Annotated in this window: 14 protein-coding genes; all 14 read left to right on the plus strand. The window is 70.0% G+C overall.

Annotated elements, in window-relative coordinates; genetic code table 11:
* Positions 1-130: 130 nt before the first annotated feature.
* The 14 genes from ABT001_RS23980 (at position 131) to ABT001_RS24045 (ending at position 18,390) form a co-directional block, all read left to right on the plus strand.
* On the plus strand, positions 131-364 hold the full coding sequence (locus tag ABT001_RS23980; protein ID WP_351281002.1) for an MbtH family protein: 234 nt from the start codon (positions 131-133) through the stop codon (positions 362-364).
* A gap of 86 nt (positions 365-450) precedes the next feature.
* A complete protein-coding gene (locus tag ABT001_RS23985) occupies positions 451-3,084 on the plus strand; it encodes an amino acid adenylation domain-containing protein (RefSeq protein WP_351281005.1) in 2,634 nt (877 codons plus the stop codon).
* Positions 3,074-3,961: a chlorinating enzyme gene (locus ABT001_RS23990; protein WP_351281007.1), complete on the plus strand. Its 888-nt coding sequence runs from the start codon at positions 3,074-3,076 to the stop codon at positions 3,959-3,961. The genes ABT001_RS23985 and ABT001_RS23990 overlap by 11 nt, the downstream gene beginning before the upstream one ends.
* Entirely contained in the window at positions 3,961-4,842 is an 882-nt protein-coding gene (locus ABT001_RS23995; RefSeq protein ID WP_351281010.1) for an aspartyl/asparaginyl beta-hydroxylase domain-containing protein, read from the plus strand. Before ABT001_RS23990 ends, ABT001_RS23995 begins: the two co-directional genes overlap by 1 nt.
* A complete protein-coding gene (locus tag ABT001_RS24000; protein WP_351281013.1) occupies positions 4,839-5,546 on the plus strand; it encodes an iron-containing redox enzyme family protein in 708 nt (235 codons plus the stop codon). The genes ABT001_RS23995 and ABT001_RS24000 overlap by 4 nt, the downstream gene beginning before the upstream one ends.
* Positions 5,539-6,660, plus strand: a complete 1,122-nt coding sequence (locus ABT001_RS24005) for a fatty acid desaturase (RefSeq protein ID WP_351281016.1) — start codon at positions 5,539-5,541, stop codon at positions 6,658-6,660. Before ABT001_RS24000 ends, ABT001_RS24005 begins: the two co-directional genes overlap by 8 nt.
* A complete protein-coding gene (locus ABT001_RS24010; protein WP_351281018.1) occupies positions 6,641-7,432 on the plus strand; it encodes a PhzF family phenazine biosynthesis protein in 792 nt (263 codons plus the stop codon). The genes ABT001_RS24005 and ABT001_RS24010 overlap by 20 nt, the downstream gene beginning before the upstream one ends.
* A 258-nt stretch (positions 7,433-7,690) precedes the next feature.
* Positions 7,691-8,911 carry an MFS transporter gene (locus tag ABT001_RS24015; protein WP_351281021.1) on the plus strand — a complete coding sequence of 407 codons (1,221 nt, stop codon included), beginning with the start codon at positions 7,691-7,693 and terminating at the stop codon, positions 8,909-8,911.
* A 78-nt stretch (positions 8,912-8,989) separates the two neighbouring features.
* Positions 8,990-10,204, plus strand: coding sequence for a cytochrome P450 (locus ABT001_RS24020; protein ID WP_351281024.1), 1,215 nt, complete (start codon positions 8,990-8,992; stop codon positions 10,202-10,204).
* Between the two features lie 208 nt (positions 10,205-10,412).
* A complete protein-coding gene (locus tag ABT001_RS24025; protein ID WP_351281027.1) occupies positions 10,413-11,228 on the plus strand; it encodes a phytanoyl-CoA dioxygenase family protein in 816 nt (271 codons plus the stop codon).
* On the plus strand, positions 11,225-12,328 hold the full coding sequence (locus tag ABT001_RS24030; protein WP_351281030.1) for a zinc-binding dehydrogenase: 1,104 nt from the start codon (positions 11,225-11,227) through the stop codon (positions 12,326-12,328). The genes ABT001_RS24025 and ABT001_RS24030 overlap by 4 nt, the downstream gene beginning before the upstream one ends.
* Positions 12,329-12,395: 67 nt before the next feature.
* Positions 12,396-16,343 carry a non-ribosomal peptide synthetase gene (locus ABT001_RS24035; protein WP_351281033.1) on the plus strand — a complete coding sequence of 1,316 codons (3,948 nt, stop codon included), beginning with the start codon at positions 12,396-12,398 and terminating at the stop codon, positions 16,341-16,343.
* Positions 16,337-17,140: a phytanoyl-CoA dioxygenase family protein gene (locus tag ABT001_RS24040; protein WP_351281036.1), complete on the plus strand. Its 804-nt coding sequence runs from the start codon at positions 16,337-16,339 to the stop codon at positions 17,138-17,140. Before ABT001_RS24035 ends, ABT001_RS24040 begins: the two co-directional genes overlap by 7 nt.
* 23 nt (positions 17,141-17,163) lie before the next feature.
* Positions 17,164-18,390: a cytochrome P450 gene (locus tag ABT001_RS24045; RefSeq protein ID WP_351281039.1), complete on the plus strand. Its 1,227-nt coding sequence runs from the start codon at positions 17,164-17,166 to the stop codon at positions 18,388-18,390.
* Position 18,391 lies beyond the last annotated feature (1 nt).

The raw sequence follows: 18,391 nt of genomic DNA on the forward strand, positions 1-18,391 counted from the left end.
GGAGTTCAAACCCCAGTACTCCAGATTTCCGTTGTTCCATCCGCACGCCCGAGAGCGACGGCTCGCACCGTCACGGCGTGCCGGAGTATCGCTGCTATCCGTTCGCAGGCACCCAGGCGCTGGAGGAACCGTGAGCGAGGACGTGTCGCACAAGAGTCAGGACGAGCTCTATTTCGTCGTCCGTAACCACGAGGAACAGTATTCGATCTGGCGTAGCGACAAGCCGGTACCGGCGGGCTGGGAGACGGTGGAAGGGCCTGCCGGCAAGGAGGACTGCCTGAGCCGGATCGATGAGATCTGGACCGATATGCGCCCGGCGAGTCTGCGCGCCGCCATGGCTGCGGCCGAGAACGGGAAGTCCTGAATCCTTCACTCCTGTTGAGTATTTCCGGCATCGAATCGACAACAGTGGTCGGAGTTCTTCACATGGGACAATCAAGTTCTTCGCACATGCCGGACGCCGGCGCCTTCGCACACTCCCTGGTGCGCGAAAGCGCACTGGCCCGGCCGGAAGCGGTCGCCCTGACGGACGGGGCCGGTTCGCGGGTGACCTACCGGGAACTGCTCGAGAGGTGGGAGCGTCTCGCCGCTACCCTGCGGGCGTGGGGCGTGGGCCCTGAGGTCCCGGTGGCCGTCAGACTGGAGAGATCGCCCGACCTCGTCGTCGCGATGCTGGCGATCCTGGAGACGGGCGGCGTCTACGCGCCGATCGACGACTCGTGCCCGGACGGTCGGTTCGCCGCGATCGTCGAGGACCTGGGCGCTCCGGTGCTGCTGACCGACCGGGAGACGCCCCAGGAGGTGAGCCGTCGGATCAGCCGGATCGCGCATCCGCGCGAACCGGCGGGGCTGATGGCGACCGGTGCGCCGGAGACCCCCGCGCTGCACCCCGACAATCTGGCGTACGTGATCAGCACGTCGGGGTCCACCGGGCGGCCCAAGGGTGTGGCCATGACGCACCGAGGGCTGAACCGGCTGATCCGCTGGCAGGCGGCGGACGGTCCGGCCGGTCTCTCGACGGTGAGTTTCACGTCGACCGGCTTCGACGTCACCTTCCAGGAGGTTCTGGGTACGCTCGGCACCGGCGGACGCCTGTGCATGGTGTCCGAGGAGGCCAGGCGCGATCCCGAGCAACTCCTCGCCGTCCTCGAGAAGGAGGGCATCGAGCGGGTCTTCCTGCCGTACGTGGCGCTCGGCCAGCTGGCCCTGGCAGCCCGGCGTACGGGCAGGTACCCCAGCTCGCTCAGGCAGGTGGTGACCGCCGGGGAGCAGGTCGTGATCACGGACGCGGTCGCCGAGTTCTTCGGCGCGCTGCCGCACTGCCGCCTCGACAACCACTACGGCCCCACCGAGACCCACCTGGTCACCAGCCTGACCCTCGACGAGGACCGTGGGACCTGGCCGCGGACGCCGCCGATCGGGAGGGACGTCGACGAGGCCGTCGTACACCTGCTCGGTCCCGATCTCACCCCGGTCGCACCGGGTGAGCCCGGTGAGATCCACGTCGGGGGCACGGTCCTCGCGCGCGGCTACCTGAACGCGCCCGCCCAGACCGCCGACCGGTTCCTGCCGGACCCGTTCAGCACCGAACCCGGGGCCCGCATGTACCGCACAGGGGACCTCGGCCGTCTGGACGCCGGTGGTCTGCTGCACTTCCTGGGCCGTGCCGACGACCAGATGAAGGTCCGCGGCTACCGTATCGAACCCGCCGAGGTCGAACTGGCCCTCTCCCGCTGCCCGGGCGTGCGGGAGGCGGCGGTCGGGGTGCGCGAACTCGGCGACGGGATCAGGGCTCTGGTCGCCTACGTGGTGGCGGAGCAGGGAGCGCGGCCGTCGGTCTCCCCGCTCTCCGCTTCGCTGCGGGAGATGCTGCCCAGTTACATGGTGCCGGCGCGGTTCGCCTTCATCGACGCCATTCCGCTCAGCTCCACGGGGAAGGCCGACCGCAGGAAGCTGGCCGAGGTGCCGCTGCCCGAGCCGGCGGACCACGGAGCCGTACGGCTGGACGGGGAAGCGACCGCCGACGCCGTGGCCGCCGTGTGGCAGCGGGTCCTCGGGCACGACGAGTTCGAGCGCGACGAGGACTTCTTCGACGTCGGCGGCGACTCGCTGCTCGCAGCCTGGGTGGTCACCGAGCTCAGCCAACTGGCGGGCCGGGAGATCGAACTCTCGGTGATCCTGCGCAACACCACAGTCGAGGAGCTCGCCGCGTTCCTGGCGACCGAGCCCGCGACCTCACCGGCGCGCAGGCCGGACTCGGAACTCATCACCCTCAAGCCCGGATCTGCGGGCAACGTGCTCTACCTGTTCCACCCGCTCGGCGGTGAACTGCTCACCTACCGGGAACTGGCACGGCGCATGGAGTCACCGGTGCGGGTACTGGGCGTCCGCTGGGCCGCGGGACCGGCCGAACCGGGCCATGAACCCTCCCTCGCCGCGATGGCCCGCTCCCACCACGAGCAGTTGCGCGCCGTGCAACCCGAGGGCCCGTACCTGTTGGCCGGCTGGTCCTTCGGCGGCGTGCTCGCGCTCGAGGTCGGCAGGCTGTTGCGGGAGTCCGGGCAGGAGGTCGCCTTCCTCGGTCTGATCGACGCCAACCCCGTGCTCGATCCGCTGACCGGAGTCCTGCCGTCCGAGACGCCCTACGCGGCGCTGCTCAGCCAGGTACTCGAGGAAGTCGACCGGCGTGCAGCGGACGGAGAGGACTCGGTGGACATCTCGGAGCTCTCCTCCGACCGGGACTGGGTCGGGCTGATGGGCGGTGCGCCCGCGGCCGGTGTCAAGGCCGCCCACCTGCGCCGCAGTCTGGCGATGGCCCGTCAGAGCATGCAGGCCCTGGCGGCGTACACCGCTCGTCCCTACGGAGGCGACGCGGACCTGTTCCAGGCCGGGGCCACCGGGCCCGGGGCGCGCGCTCAACTGGAGGCCGGGCTGCGTGGTGTCGTCGGCGGCACCGTGCGCGTGCACGAAGTGCCGGGTGATCACACCGGCATCCTCGTCTCCCCGCACGTCACGGTGCTCGCCGAGGCGATCGACGCGGTTCTGGAAAACATCGGGAAGGGGAACGACAGCGATGGATCTTGAGGCAGAACGCCGCCAGTTCGACGAGAAGGGCTTCATGGGGCCCTTCAAACTCTGGGACCCCGACGTCATGACCGCGTGGTGGAAGGAGCAGCGGGCCTACCTGCTGGATCCCGCGAACAAGGGCCGGGCCGTCTTCGACAATCCGGTCAACTACGACCGGCACCTGGACGTTCCCGGGCTCGGTTCGCTGATCAGCGAACCGGCCATCGTGGAGAGGATGCAGAGCGTCATCGGCCCCGATGTGCTGTGCTGGCGGACCGAGTTCTTCCCCAAGAACCCGGGCGATTCCGGGACCGGCTGGCACCAGGTGGAGACCTACGCCATCGGCGAGGCCGAGAAGGGGATGCTGGAGCCCGGGGAGCGCACCGAGGGAGTTCCCATGGAACTCACCGCCTGGGTGGCGTTCACCGAGGCCACCAAGGAGAACGGCTGCCTGAAGATGATCCCGGGCAGCCACCGCAGCTGGAAGTACGACGAGACCGCGCCGATCTCCTGGAACGGGACCGGGAGGGACAACACCTTCTTCGGCTACGACTACGGCGAACTGCGGCTCGACAAGGACTGGAACCCCGACGAGGAGGAGGTCGTCCACCACGAGATGGCCCCCGGTGAGGTGGTGCTGTTCACCGCGCGCTGCATCCACGGATCCAATCCCAACACCAGCCGCCGGCAGCGGATGGGCTTCTCGGTCCGGGTGGTCCCGCCCACGGTCCGGGTCTACGGCGGCATGACGGAGTTCGACGAATTCGGTCACCACTTCGATCTGTCCCGGCACGGCAGCGTCCTCCTCGCCGGGCAGGACGACTACGGCCTCAACACCATGAGGACCGCCAACGCCTGGGACGAACCGTTCATCACACGTCCCAGGAGCGCCTGATGGTAGACACACAGCTGGCCGGACGGGTCGAGATCGACCCCGCGGCGGTCGCCGAGGACCTCGCGCGAGCTGCCACCTTCCGATTCTCCGAGGCCTACAGCGACTATCTCTGCGGCGGCCTCTGGAAGAGCCTGATGCTCTTCGCCACCGGCGGTGAGGGCGGCGACGGACTGATCACCAACTACGACCACTCGCGGAAGTCCGCGGTCACCTCCTTCGGCGAGCAGCTGCCGTACCTGCGGCAGCTGGTGGAGCGCAACTTCCACCTGGAGAACCTGAACTTCGCGCGCATCGCGGAAATGACCAACAGCGTCACCATTCCGCACCGCGACCTGCTGGAGCTCGAGGACATCCCGCAGGAGGCGCGCAACGCGCACCGCATGCACATCCCCCTGGACACCAACGAGGGCGCGCTCTTCACCGAGGACAACGTCGTGTACAGGATGGCCGTCGGCGACGTCTGGTTCTTCGACGCGTCGAAGGTGCACGGGGCGGCCGCCCTGACACCACGGAGCCGCACCCATCTGATCCTCGACTTCACCGATGCCGCAGAGGCGGCCGACGTCGTGAAGTTCCCCCTGCGACCCACCGGGCGGATCCCTGAGGACCGGATCAGCAAGCGGCCCTCGCTCACGGACGGCGAAATCGAGGCGCTGTTCCGGCTGTCCGATGTCGTCGATCTCGAGAACTACCGCGACGTCCTCGGCCTCGTCATCAAGAAGCACTACCGCAGGGACGGCGGTGACGACTTCGTGTGGCGCACGCTGACGGAGATCGGACGCCGGTGCCCCGACCCGGCAGTGCGCTCGAAGATCCAGGAGGAGCAGCGCTTCTTCCTGATGGAACGTGCCACCAACCACCCCGACGGAGGATCATCATGACGACCGAGGGAACTGTCACCTCTCTGGCCGGCCGACTGGCCGGGAACGAGGTGCACGCGCGCTTCGCCGATCACGACTTCTTCAAGCAGGTGCACTCCAGGCCGCTCACGCACGAACAGGTGGAGACCTACCTGGGCCAGTGGTGGCATCCCCTGCACTACTTCACGACCTTCCTGGCGCGCTGCATAGCGGTGCTGCCCGACATCGAGTCCAAGAGCGCCATCACCCGCATCCTCAGCCAGGAGGCCGGAGCGGGCTCCGCCCGTGGTGCTCACGAGGTGATCTACGAACGGAGCATGGCGAAGGCCGGCTACGACCCGGTGCGGGTCACCGGATCCGCGCCGTATCCGGAGACCGCCGACCTGATCGCCTGCTACGAGCGGCTCTCCGGCGAGCGTTTCACCGCACTCGGCGGCATCTACGCGACCGAGGTGACGGACCTCCTGATGGTGTCCAGCATCGGAGAGGCCGTCAGCCGGGAGTCGGGCGCCGCCCGGAACGCGTGGGTGGACATCCACGTCGCCCAGGAACCCGACCACGTCGAGGAGGCCAACCACGCCCTGCTCGACGGCTTCTCCCCGGAGGACGAGCTGACCGTGCTGAAGGCGGCGGAGGAGATGTGGGGCTGCTGGACCGCCTTCTTCGACCGTCTGAGCGAGGAGACGGGTGTGGCGGCCTCGTCGGGCAGGCGTCGCGATGAGTGACATCCGCGCGTCGTACCTTCGGTTCCCGGGGTGGACCCAGCACTTCTGGACCTGGGCGACGGGACGGGCGCTGCCCCACCAGAAACCCCTGATCCGGCACACGTGGGCGAGCTACACCGCGGTGACCCTGGTCGTCTTCCTCGGAGGGCTCGCCCTGTCCGCGGCGGCCGTGTCCGCACGGTTCGACCTGTGGGGGCTCGCGCTGGTGGCCGGCTGGGTCCTGACCCTGCAGGGCGCTCGCACCATGATCCTGGTCATCGCGCACCAGGCCCTGCACCGCAAGTTCTCCGGCAACCAGGCGCTGGACAGGTTCTTCGGTGAGCTGGTCACCGTGCTGAACGTCTACAACACGTTCCAGGAGTTCAAGGAAGAGCACTTCGACAACCACCACCGGCGGTCGGTCTTCGCCACCGTGCAGGATCCGCCGGTGCAGTTCCTCTTCCGGTTCGGGTTCCTTCCGTCGATGACACGCGGTCAGTTGTGGCGCAGGGCGCTCGTCGTCTTCGTCTCCCCGCGCTTCTACGCCTACACCATCGGCGGGCGGCTGCGCTCCAACCTGACCACCGGGACCTGGCGACGGGCCGGCTTCGTCCTCTGGGCGGGGCTCTGGCTCTCCGTGCCCTTCTGGTTGCCGCACGGCACGTCTGTGCTCCTGCTCGCCTTCGTGCTGCCGGTGATCTTCTTGTCGCAGCTCAGCGCGCTCCTCGACCGCCTCGGCGAACACGCGTGGCTGACCCCCGCCAACCCCGAATACGACAACCGCTTCTACACGGTGCCCGCGACGTCAGCCCGGTTCTGCGGTGCGCCCGTACCCGAACGGGGCCTGCCGGCCGGGCGGGCAGCGGCCGGCTGGACAGGCTGGCTGCTGAGCACCCTCTTCTACCACCTGCCCAGCAGGCTCACGGTCATCGTGGGTGACCTGCCGAACCACGACTACCACCACCGCTACCCCACGACCGTCTCCTGGACCACCGCGGCCTACGCACGGCAGCGCGACATCGACAGCGGTGACCACGGGCCCTCGTACACCGAGGTGTGGGGCATGTTCCAGGCGGTCGACCGCATGTTCCGGACCATGAGCGAGGTGCCCCGTGATGGAGACCTGGTTGGTTGACGCCTTCGCCGACGCCGAGTTCCTGGGCAATCCGGCCGGAGTGGTGCTCTGCCCCGACGGCCACCCCACGGCCGGGCGGATGCAGGAGGCCGCCCGTTCGGCGGGGCTGCCGACCCTCGCCTTCCTCCATCCCGTCGAGGAGGGGCACTACCGGGTGCGGTGGTTCACCCCGGGCAAGGAGCTCAACATCTGCGGTCACGCCACCGTGGCGAGCGCCTGCTACCTGCACGAGGTGGGCGGGGTGGACGACAGCCGTCAGCTGGTCTTCGAGACCGGCGCGGGTCCGCTCTACACCCACCGCGCGGGCGACGATTTCGCCATCGACCTGCCGGTGATGCACACCGCGCCCATCGACCCTCCCCCCGGCCTGCAGAAGGCGCTCGGTGTGGAGATGACGTGGTGCGAACGCGCCGAGGACGACATCCTCGTCGAGGTCGGGTCGGTGGACGAGGTAGCCGGCCTCGAGCCCGACTTCGAGGCGCTCGCGGCGATCGACTGCCGCGGGCACGTGGTGACCGCCCGAGGCGGGAGGGACGGCCCGGACTTCGTGTCCCGTACGTTCTTCCCGGCCCTGGGGGTCGACGAGGACCAGGTCTGCGTGTCCGCGCACTGCAAGTTGGCGCCGTACTGGGCCCGCCGTCTCGGCAAGGAGACGATGTCGGCCCTGCAACTGTCCGAACGCGGCGGCCGTCTGACGGTCACCCTTGCCGGGGACCGGGTCCATGTGGCGGGGCCCGCGGTGGTACGGCGCCGCTTGGACGACCTCTCATGAGCGCCGCCCGGGGGCGCTCGGCCGGCGGTGTCCGGGCGGCGCTCCCGGGCGACGGTCCCGATCGGCCGGGAGAATTCGGCGAAGCACCCCGCACGTCCGCCGCCGCTTGTCGGGCGACCGCATTTGCGGTTGTCTTACCCGGCCGACGAGGAATTCCTGGTGCTGTGCCGCAGAAATGTCCACCGACCGCCAGAGCAAGGACGGATTCAGCCGTTGAGTGTCGTCTCGCCGCCCCGCATAGCAGACAGAATTCCTGCTGTGCTGCGCCAGAAGAATTTCCGGAATTTCTGGACCGCGCAGACCGTCTCCTACATGGGGGACCAGGTCACGTCCGTGGTGTTGCCCTTGATCGCGGTGATGGCGCTCGACGCCTCAGCGGCGGACATGGGAATGCTCGTGACGCTGCAGCAGCTACCGCTCCTGCTGTTCTCCCTGCACGCCGGTGCCTGGGTGGACCGCCGCGGCCGGCGCCGCGCCACGATGATCGCGGCGAACCTGGCCAGCGCGGCAGCCGTCGCCACCGTCCCGCTCGCCTACTTCACCGGCTCGCTGACCCTCATGCACCTGTACGCCGTGGCCTTCGTGATCGGCACGCTGGCGGTGCTGTTCAGCGTTGCCCTGCCCGGTCTCTTCGCCTCCCTGGTCCCCAGGGAGCAGTACCTGAGCGCCACCTCGCTGAGCAGGGCCAGCTACTCCTTCTCCTTCGTCGCGGGACCCAGCGTCGGCGGCGTCGTGGTGCAGATCCTCTCCGCGCCCTTCGCCCTGCTCCTCGACGTCTTCTCCTTCCTCGTCGCCGCGGTGATGCTGCGCAACGTCAAGGTCACGGAGACCAGGAAGGAGGAGACCGAGTCCCAGCGCGGCATCGGCGAAGCGCTGCGGTTCCTGCGCAGGACGGCCGTGCTGCGCGCCAAGATGCTCTCCGGTACCGCCCTGAACTTCTTCTACACCGTCTACTCGACGCTGCTCATCCTCTTCGCCGCCCGCGACCTGGGCCTCTCGGCCGGCTTGGTCGGGGCCGTGATCAGCGTCGGCGCCGTGGGTGCACTGATCGGCTCCGCCATCACCAGCAGGGCCTCCACACGCCTGGGGCTCGGCACCACGTACCTCATCGGCTGCCTGGTCTTCCCCGCCGCGCTGGTCATGACGCCGCTGGCCCAGGGCCCCAAGTGGCTCGTCGTCACGATGCTGGTGATCGGTGAGTTCGTCTCCGCCCTCGGCCTGATGCTGTTCGACATCAGCGGTGCCACGCTCCAGCAGGCGATAACCCCGGACCGGCTCAGGTCCCGGATGCAGGGTGCGCAGATGGCCATCAGTTACGGCATCCGGCCGGTCGGAGCGATGGTGGCCGGCGGCATGGGCACCCTGATCGGGGTCCGCCCCACCCTCTGGTTCGCTGTCGTCGGCGGCTTCCTGAGCGCGTTGTTCCTCTTCTGGTCTCCCATCAGGCGCGTCCACGACCTGCCCGACGAAGCCGAGTGACACGGCCGCCGGCCTTTCCGCGGCCCGGTACCCGGGTCATGTTCCTGCGCCGCCCATGCCTGAACGAAGGAGTGTCTCGTGGTGGTTCAGCAGTACGCGCCGACGGATCAGGGCCTGGTACTGACGGATCCCGACCTCTACGCGCACGGCGACCCCCACGCGGTCTGGGCCGAGCTGCGCCGCGAGCGCCCCGTCTCCTGGCACGACGAGCCGGGCCACGAGGGCTTCTGGGCGGTGACGACCTATGCGGAAGGGCTGGACGTCCTGACCGACTTCCGGCGCTTCAGCTCGACCCGGGGAACCTTCCTGCGCCCCAACCTCTCCGACCCGTTCCCCGGCGGCGGCCGGATGATGACACTCACCGACCCGCCTCGGCACGGTGTGCTGCGCGGGGTACTGAGCCACCTCTTCTCACCCCGGGCCTCCCGCTCGTTCCAGGACCGGGCCAAGGAGGTGGCACACCGGCTGATCGGTTCGGTCACCGACACGGGGCCCTGTGACTTCGTCAACGATGTGGCTGCCAGGTATCCGCTGGAGGTGACCGCTGAACTCCTCGGCGTGGCGCCGGGCGACGTCGAACGTGTCGCTTCGTACACCAGCACGGCGGCTGACAACATCGTGGACATCGACGGCAGCACGGCGCAGCAGGCGCACCTCGAGGTCCTGCAGTACTACGCCGAGGTCCTGGAGGACCGCCGGAGCAGGCCGGGCGACGACGTGGTCTCGGCCTTCGCCCGGGTCCAGGCCGAGGGGCTGGACATCAGTGACGAGGAGATCATCCTCACCTGCGACAACCTGGTGGTGGCGGCGGGCGAGACGACCAGGCAGGTCACCGGTGCCGGTCTGCTCGCCCTGCTGGACGTCCCGGAGCAGGTCGAGGCGCTGCGCCTCGGGGAGATCAGCCACCGGCGCGCGGTCGAGGAGATGCTCCGCTGGTCGGCACCGGTGAACCACATCATGCGTACGGCCGTCACCGGCACGGAGATCGCGGGAGTGCCCATCAGCGCGGGCCAGGCGGTCAGCGTCTGGCTTCCGTCGCTCAACCGGGACGAGAACGTCTTCGAGCGGCCGATGGAGTTCCGGCTCGACCGCCACCCCAACCGGCACGTGAGTTTCGGAGGCGGCAGCCACTTCTGCATCGGAGCTCCGCTCGCCAGGCTGATGATCTCGGCGCTGCTCGACGAGTTGGTGGACGAGCGCATCGAGATCACACTCGCCGGCCCGCCCCGGAGGATTCCGTCCTACATCACCGGCGGCATCGACCGGCTGCCCGTCACCATCACGTCCCGCTGACGCACATTCCCGCTGTCCCGGAAGGCAGACGGACGAATACGGTGCTGTCTCCTCCGGAGGGGGAGGGAAAAGGTGCCGCTCTTTCCGGTGTTCAGGGGCGATTGTTTCCCGTGGAAGGGTTCGCCTAATGTCTGTTCGGTGCCGCATTCCGGAGGATGGCCGATGAATTCCCGAAGGTCGAAGTGTATTCCGTCGAACGGAGGCTGAAATGAGGCTGACTCCTGGTCAGGTGAACGCATATCGGGATCGAGGCTTCGTCGTACTGCGCGCTCTGTTCGACGCCGAGGAGGTCGAGTCGCTGCGGACGGCCTTCGAACGCGACGCCCGGGCGCCCGGCCCGCACCGCGTTCGGGAGGACGGCACCGACGAACTCAGGGCCGTCTACGCCTCGCACCAGAGGCAGCCCGCCTTCGCCTCCCTGATCCGCTCTCCGCGACTGCTGGGGCCGGCCCGCCAGTTGGTCGGCCCGGAGCTGTACATGTACCAGTTCAAGATCAACAGCAAGCCGGCCTTCAGCGGCGGCGGATGGTCGTGGCACCAGGACTTCATGGCCTGGCAGGCCGCGGACCACCTCCCCGAGCCCCGGTTGCTCAATGTCGCGCTCTTCCTTGACGATGCCACCGAGTACAACGGGCCGGTCGTCTTCCTGCCGGGTTCGCACCGGCGCGGCGCGGCCGGAGGCCGGTCCGGGAGTGGCACGGCCCTGTCCGGGGACCACGTCGACCCCGACGAGATCGCGCTGGGCCGTGACGAGATGCGCGAACTCGTCGCCCGGCACGGTATGGAGAGCGCCAAGGGGCCCGCAGGCTCCGTGGTGCTGTTCCACCCCGAGGTCGTGCACGGCTCCGCCACCAACATGTCGCCCCTGCCCCGGCGCCTGCTGATCGCGACGTACAACGACGTCCACAACCAGCCGGGGCCGACGAGGCGGGTACGCCCCGACTACCTGGTGGGCCGCGACACCCGGACCCTCCGGTCCCTCGACGAGTCCCGAACCATCGCGGACGGAGACCTCATTCCATGACCGACAGGACCAGCCGGGCCGTCGTGCTCGAGAGATTCGGCGCGCCCCTCGCGATACGGGAGTTCCCGCTTCCCGCGGCCCCGCCCGGCGGCATGATCGTGGCCTCCAGCCACGGCGGGGTCTGCGGCACCGACCTCCACCTGCAGCAGGGACACCTGGACGTGCCCGTACCGCTCGTCCTCGGGCACGAGGGACTGGGCACCGTGCACGAGCTCGCGGAGGGCGTCGACCGGGACACCCACGGCGCTCCGCTCGCGGTGGGCGACCGGGTCATGTGGGCCTCGTCGATCGCGTGCGGGGTCTGCGTGCCCTGCTCCGTACACCTGGAGCCCACCCTGTGCGAGCGGCGCAGGACCTACGGCGTGAACCGGTCCGTCACCGAGGACGCCCCGCTCGCGGGATCCTGGGCCGAACACATCGAACTCATGCCGGGCACCACCGTGATCAGGCTGCCGGACGGCATCGAACCGCTCACCGCCATGTCACTCGCCTGCGCGGGCCCGACCATGGCGCACGCCTTCGAGCGCAGGCCGGTGCGGCTCGGCGAGACCGTCCTCGTCCAGGGCAGCGGTCCGGTGGGTCTCGCCGCCGCGGCGATGGCCCAGCTCGCCGGTGCCCGGCGGGTGATCGTGGCCGGCGGCCCTGCCGAGCGGCTGGGTCTGGCCGCGGACCTCGGCATCGGCACGGATCACGTGGACGTCGTCGGCGCGGCGGATCAGGAGAGTGCGCTCGCGGAGGTCCTCGCACTGACAGGTGGGCGCGGAGCGGACCTGGTCATCGAGTGCACCGGGGTGCCCACCGCCGTGGGCCAGGGCCTTCGGCTCGCCCGACGGGGCGGCTCCTACCTGGTGGTCGGCCAGTACACCGACAGCGGCGACGCCCTGATCAACCCTCACCAGATCGTCCACCGGCAGCTGGACGTCGTCGGCTCATGGGCGTTCACCGGCGCCCACCTCGCCCGCTACATGAGCCTCCTGCCCGAGCTGGCCGCGAGGTTCGACCTGGTCCGCCTGGTGACCACCTACGCGCTGGAGGACTCCGCCTCGGCGCTGCACGACGTGACGAACGGCAAGGCTCTCAAGGCAGTGCTGGTCAGCTAGTGCCCCGGCCCGGATACCGCCCGCCGGCCGGTTGCCGGAATTCCCTGCGGACACGTGGAGAGTGCTCATGAACGGCGATCGCACCGCATCGGCGGAAGCGGCCTCACTCGACTACTGGCTCATGACGTTCGCCGGTCTCGCGGAACAGCACGACCTGCCCACCGACCGGCCGCGCCCCGCGGTGTCCGACTCCGTCCTCGCCCGCGCGGAGCACGCGGCCGAGCCGGGGACACGGGCGGCAGCCGACGAGTTCGCGTGCTCCGAGGGCGTGCCGGCCGCCGCTGTCCACGAGGCCGCCGTCGCCGCGCTCGTCCACCGGCTCGGCGCCGGCACCGACATACCCCTGGCGGTGACCGACACCGGCGACGGGCCCGCCGGAGAGGGAGACGCGGTACTCCGGATCGACGTGTCGGGGCGTCCCTCCTTCCGCGAACTGGTGGCCCGGGTGGGCGCCCTGCGGGCCGAGGCGCGGCAGTTCGCCGTCGGCCTCGATGAGGTCAGGGACGGCGTCAACCGCGCCCGGCTGACCCCTGGCCGGTCTCTCTTCCAGGTGGGCGTCTCCACCACGGACAGGGCGCCCCGCGCCGAGGCGGAACTGTGGTTCGGCGTCGGCGAGGAAGGCCCGACAACCCTGCACTACGCCCGGCGGCTCTTCGAGCCCGACACGGGCCGGCGGTTCCTGCGCAACCTCCACCGGTTGCTCACCGCGGCCCTCGCCGAGCCCGACGAGCCGGTGTACCGGCTCGACATCCTCGACGAGGACCAGCGCCACTACCTGCTGCACACCGTCAACGACACCGCCAGGAAACTGCCCGACACCACCTTCGGCGAGTGGTTCGAGGAGCAGGTCGAGCGCACCCCCGGCGCCGTCGCGATCCGCTGTGAGCAGTCGACCCTGACGTACGCGGAGCTCGACGCCCGGGCCAACCGGCTCGCAAGGGCGCTCGCCGCCCGCGGCGCGGGCCCCGAGCAGGTCGTGGCCGTACTGCTGCCCCGCTCCGATCAGCTGATCATCGTGTTCCTCGCCGTGCTGAAGGCGGGCGCGGTCTACATGCCGGCCGACCCCGGGCTCCCGGACGCACGGCTGCGGACCATGCTCGCCGACGCCGCCCCCGCACTCGTCGTCACCGACTCCGAGACCCGGCGCCTCGTGCCCGAGGACCTCCGGGCGGTGGCCTGCATCGAGGTGGACACCGACCCGGAGATCGACCGGCAGCCGGACACCCCACCGCAGGTCGCCGGACTCACCGGCGACAGCCCTGTCTACCTCCTGTACACCTCGGGCTCGACCGGCACGCCCAAGGGCATCTCGATGGGCGCCGAGGCGATCGTGAACCTCATCGCCTGGAACATGAGTCACCTGCCTGCGGGCCCCGGTCACGTCACCGCCCACTTCGCGGCGCTCGGCTTCGACCCGACCATCCAGGAATTCCTCGGCACCCTGCTCGCCGGCGGCACCCTCGTCGTCCCCTCGGAGGAACTGCGCCGCGACCCGGCGGAGTTCGTGCACTGGCTCAGGGAGCACGGGATCACCGACCTGTACGCACCCACGGTGATGATCGAGGCCATGTACCGGGCCGCCGTGGCCCAGGGGATCGACCTTCCGGAACTGCGGCAGATCGCCCAGGGCGGCGAACCCCTGGTGCTGAGCGAGACCGCCAAGGAATTCCACGCCGCCCGGCCCCGCCGCCTCTACAACCTCTACGGCCCCACCGAGACCCACGCGGCCACCGCTCTCCTGATGGCCGAGGATGTGGCCGACTGGCCGGAGAACACCCCCATCGGCGCGGCCGTCTGGAACACGAGGCTCTACGTCCTCGACGAGGACCTGGCCCTGGTGCCGCCCGGTGTGCCCGGTGAGCTGTACATCGCGGGCACCTGCCTAGCCCGCGGTTACCACCGCCGTCCGGCGCAGACCGCCGGGCGATTCCTGCCTGATCCGTTCGGACCGCCGGGCAGCCGCATGTACCGCAGCGGCGACGTGGTCCGGTGGCGTGCCGACAGCCTCCTCGAGTTCCTCGGCCGCACCGACCACCAGCTCAAGATCCGTGGCATGCGGGTGGAACTCGGCGAGGTGGAGGCCGCGATCCGCCAGACCCCACAGGTCCTGGACGCCGCGGTGGTCGCGGCGGGTACCGGCAGCCGACAGCGACTCGACGCCTACCTGGTGCCCGCCCCCCGAGCCGTCGACGTCGTCGCGGCCACCCGGGCGCTGCTCGCCCGCACCGTGCCCGCGCCGATGATTCCCGCCACCTTCACGCTGCTGGACGCGCTGCCGGTGAACGCCAACGGAAAGCTCGACCGGCTCGGACTCCCCGCTCCGCACGTCGTGTCGAGCAGGCCGCCCGAGACGCCCCAGGAGCTCGCGCTGTGCCGGATCGCGGAGCAGGTGCTCCAGTGCGGGCAGGTCGGGGTGGACGACAACTTCTTCGAGCTGGGCGGCAACTCCCTGCTCGCCTCGGAACTCGCCGCCTCGGTCCGCGCCGGGCTCGGCATCGCCCTGGGCGTGGACGTCATCCTGCGGCTGCCGACCGTGGCCGAGTGGGCGGAGTCGCTCACCACCTCGGGCGAGGAGCGCCCCCGACCGCACGCCGTGGTGCCCAGACCGGCCGAGGTGAAGGCCTCGTACGCCCAGCAGAACCTGTGGCTGGTCGACCAGCTGGAGGGCCCGAGCCCGCGCTACAACGAACCGTTCGCCCTGCGCCTGACCGGACGGCTCGACCGGCCGGTCCTCGACGCGGCGCTGAACGACATGGTCGCGCGCCACGAGGCACTGCGCACCGTGCTCACCACCTCCGTCGACGGCGAGCCCCTGCAGCAGGTGTTCGAACCCGCGGTGGCCAGGATCGGTCTGCCGCTGAGCGAGGTCACCGAGGACGAACTCCGCCCGGCGCTGCGGGAGACGGTCGGGCAGCCCTTCGACCTGGCCGAGGACCTGCCGATCCGGGCCCGCCTGCTGCACGTCACCGACGCGCCCGACGAGACCCACGTCCTGCTCGTGGTCGTGCACCACGTCGCGTGTGACGGCGCATCCATCGCGCCCTTCTGGCGGGACCTGGCCGCGGCCTTCAACTCCCGTACGAGGCAAGCGGAACCGGCGACCGTGTCGACCCCCCTCGGTGTGCAGTACGCCGACTACGCGCTCTGGCAGCGCGAGCTGCTCGATCCGGACCGGGACCCTTACGACCTGGTCAAACGCCAGTCCGCCTACTGGGCCACGGCACTCGCGGGCATGCCGGAGGTGGTCGGAATACCCACCGACCGACCCAGGCCCGCGGTCCGCGGCGTGCGGGGGGACGCCGTCCCGCTCCACCTGCCGGCCGACGCCCACGCCCGGCTCGCGGCCTTCGCCAGGAGCCGTCGCACCACCGTGTTCACCGTGGTGCACGCCGCGGTCACCGCGCTCCTGGACCGGCTGGGCGCGGGGCCGGACATCGCCGTCGGCGCGGTGGTCGCGGGCCGGTCCGACCGTGCCCTCGACGACCTGGTCGGCTTCTTCGCCAACACCCTCGTCCTGCGCGTGCGTACGGACGGCGCGCCGAGCTTCGACACGCTGGTCGAGCGGGCCGGACAGACGGACCTCGCGGCCTTCGCCCACCAGGAACTCCCCTTCGAGCAGGTCGTGGACGCGGTGAGCCCGGTCAGGTCCCTGGCCCATGCCCCCCTCGTCCAGGTCATGCTCGCCTTCCAGATGCGGCCGGCGCTGCCGCCCGTCCTGACCGGCCTCGACACCAGGTTCCAGAAGGTCGACACCGGCATCGCCAAGTTCGACCTCTGCTTCGACATCGCGGAGACCTTCGGTCCCGACGACGCGCCGACAGGGATCGAGGGCTCCCTCAGCTTCCCGCTGGACATCTTCGACGAGTCGACCGTGGCCGGCTTCGCCGGACTCCTGACGCGCCTGCTGCGTGAGGCGCCCGGCCGATCCGGTGAGACCCCTGACCGGCTGATGGACGACGCAGCCCCCAGCCGACCCCCCTACCCAGCCCCCGGCGAAAGGCGGCCGACATGCTGACCTCCCAGGACGTGGACATCTACCGAGAACGCGGCTACCTCCTGCTCCCCGACCGGTTCGACGCCGCCGAGACCGACCTCCTGCTCTCCGAGGCCCGCAGGCTCGCCGGACTGGACATCCCACAGCGGATCATGGAGAGCGACGGCACCCAGGTGCGGTCGGTCTACGCGGTCCACCACCACAGCGACGCCTTCGAGCGGTTCACCCGCGACGCCCGCACCCTCGAGCCCGCGCGTACCCTCCTCGACGGCGACGTCTACATCCACCAGACCCAGCTGAACCCCAAGGCCCCCTTCGTGGGCGACGTCTGGGACTGGCACCAGGACTACCTCTACTGGGAGCGGGACGACGGCATGGCCGAGCCGAGGGCCCTCAACGTCGCCGTCTTCCTCGACGAGGTCAACGAGTTCAACGGACCGGTCTTCGTCATGCCGGGCTCGCACCGGCTCTCCCTCGACCAGCAGACGAAGACCCTGCGAGGCGGCTGGGAGAACACCCTCAACGCCGACTTCCGCCACAAGATCACTCCGGAGGCGTTGGGAGAACTGGCGGACACCTACGGCTTGGAGTCGGTCCGCGGGAAGCCGGGCACGGTGTGCGTCTTCGACGGCAGGCTGCTGCACTGTTCCCCGCCCAACCTGTCCGGCCGCCCGCGCACGGTCATCTTCATCCGCTACAACAGCGTGCACAATCCGCTGCGGCCGGTGGCCGACCCCCGCCCCGAGTGGCTCGCCAACCGCGACCCGCGTCCCCTGGAAGTGCTCACCCACCCCTTCTCCGCGCCCGTCGCGCGCTGAGCACCCCGAAGGGAGAGACGACTGTGGCGGACGGTACCGAATACGACATCCTCGACCGGGCCATCGAGGTCGACCTGACCGACGAGAAGCTCTACGCGAGCGAGCTTCCCGAGCAGGTGTGGCGGACTCTGCGCTCCGCCGGGAAACCCGTGCGTTCCCACGGCCTTCGGGACCACTGGGCTGTGACCCGCTACCGGCACATCGAGGAGGTCTACCGGCAGGGCGACAAGTTCTCCTCCGAGATGGGCATGCACCTCGGCGAGAAGAAGTCGGACGCCCTGGCGGGCCCGGCAGCCGGCGGCATGTCACTCCTGGTGACGGACGACCCCGCGCACGGCGAGATGCGGCGGGCGCTCGGCGCCGCCTTCACCCCGCGCCTCATGCGGAAGCTGACGGACAGCACGCTCGACATCGCCCGCGCCCTGGTCTCCAAGGCGCTCGACGAGAGCTCCGTGGACTTCGTCGACGCGGTCGCCGCCCCGCTGCCCGCCATCGTCATCTGCGACCTGCTCGGCGTTCCGGAGAGCGACCGCGACCATGTCCTGCGGCTCACCAGGTCGGCGTTCAGCGGCTCCGGCTATGCCACCTCCAATTCCCAGCTCGCGGCCCACGCGGAGCTGTTCAGCTACAGCGACCAACTGATCCGGGCGAAGCGCCGCAACCCCGGCGAGGACGTGGCGACCGTGCTGGCGAACGCCACCATGTACGGCAGACCGATGAACCGCGAGATCGCCGTGATGAACTGCCACGACCTGATCGCGGGAGGCAACGAGACCACCCGGCACACCTCGGGTGCCGCCGCGCTGACCATGGTCACCCACCGGGAGGCGTGGCAGGGGCTGCGTACGGGCCGCACCGACGTGGCCGGCGCCACCGAGGAACTGCTGCGCTTCGAGGCCCCGGTCAGCCATGTGATGCGTGTCCTGCTGGAGGACGTCGAGATCGGCGGCGTCACCCTGCGCCGGGGCGAGTACGTGACCCTCTGGTTGCGTTCGGCCAACCGGGACGAGGACGTCTTCGACCGGCCCGAGGAACTGCGCTTCGACCGCAAGGGCAGCGCGCACCTGACCTTCGGCCACGGCGCGCACTACTGCATCGCCGCGGTACTGGCGCGGATCGAGGTCAGGGCGATCGTCCAGGCCCTGTGCGAGCAGGTCGCCGACGCCGAGCTCGCCGGAGTGCCTCAGCGCCTGGAATCGAACTTCTTCCGCGGCTACCGGACGGTCCCGCTGGCGCTCACCCGCCGCTGAC

This window comes from Streptomyces sp. NPDC002793 (assembly GCF_040295485.1).
In the GTDB taxonomy this organism is placed as follows: Bacteria; Actinomycetota; Actinomycetes; order Streptomycetales; family Streptomycetaceae; genus Streptomyces.

Excerpts from the sequence above, each read along its gene's own strand:
- ABT001_RS24025 (WP_351281027.1), top strand. The coding sequence starts at position 10,413 with ATGAGGCTGACTCCTGGTCAGGTGAACGCATATCGGGATCGAGGCTTC.
- ABT001_RS24040 (WP_351281036.1), top strand. The coding sequence starts at position 16,337 with ATGCTGACCTCCCAGGACGTGGACATCTACCGAGAACGCGGCTACCTC.
- ABT001_RS23985 (WP_351281005.1), top strand. The coding sequence starts at position 451 with ATGCCGGACGCCGGCGCCTTCGCACACTCCCTGGTGCGCGAAAGCGCA.
- ABT001_RS24000 (WP_351281013.1), top strand. The coding sequence starts at position 4,839 with ATGACGACCGAGGGAACTGTCACCTCTCTGGCCGGCCGACTGGCCGGG.
- ABT001_RS23990 (WP_351281007.1), top strand. The coding sequence starts at position 3,074 with ATGGATCTTGAGGCAGAACGCCGCCAGTTCGACGAGAAGGGCTTCATG.
- ABT001_RS24010 (WP_351281018.1), top strand. The coding sequence starts at position 6,641 with ATGGAGACCTGGTTGGTTGACGCCTTCGCCGACGCCGAGTTCCTGGGC.
- ABT001_RS24030 (WP_351281030.1), top strand. The coding sequence starts at position 11,225 with ATGACCGACAGGACCAGCCGGGCCGTCGTGCTCGAGAGATTCGGCGCG.
- ABT001_RS23995 (WP_351281010.1), top strand. The coding sequence starts at position 3,961 with ATGGTAGACACACAGCTGGCCGGACGGGTCGAGATCGACCCCGCGGCG.
- ABT001_RS24035 (WP_351281033.1), top strand. The coding sequence starts at position 12,396 with ATGAACGGCGATCGCACCGCATCGGCGGAAGCGGCCTCACTCGACTAC.
- ABT001_RS24005 (WP_351281016.1), top strand. The coding sequence starts at position 5,539 with ATGAGTGACATCCGCGCGTCGTACCTTCGGTTCCCGGGGTGGACCCAG.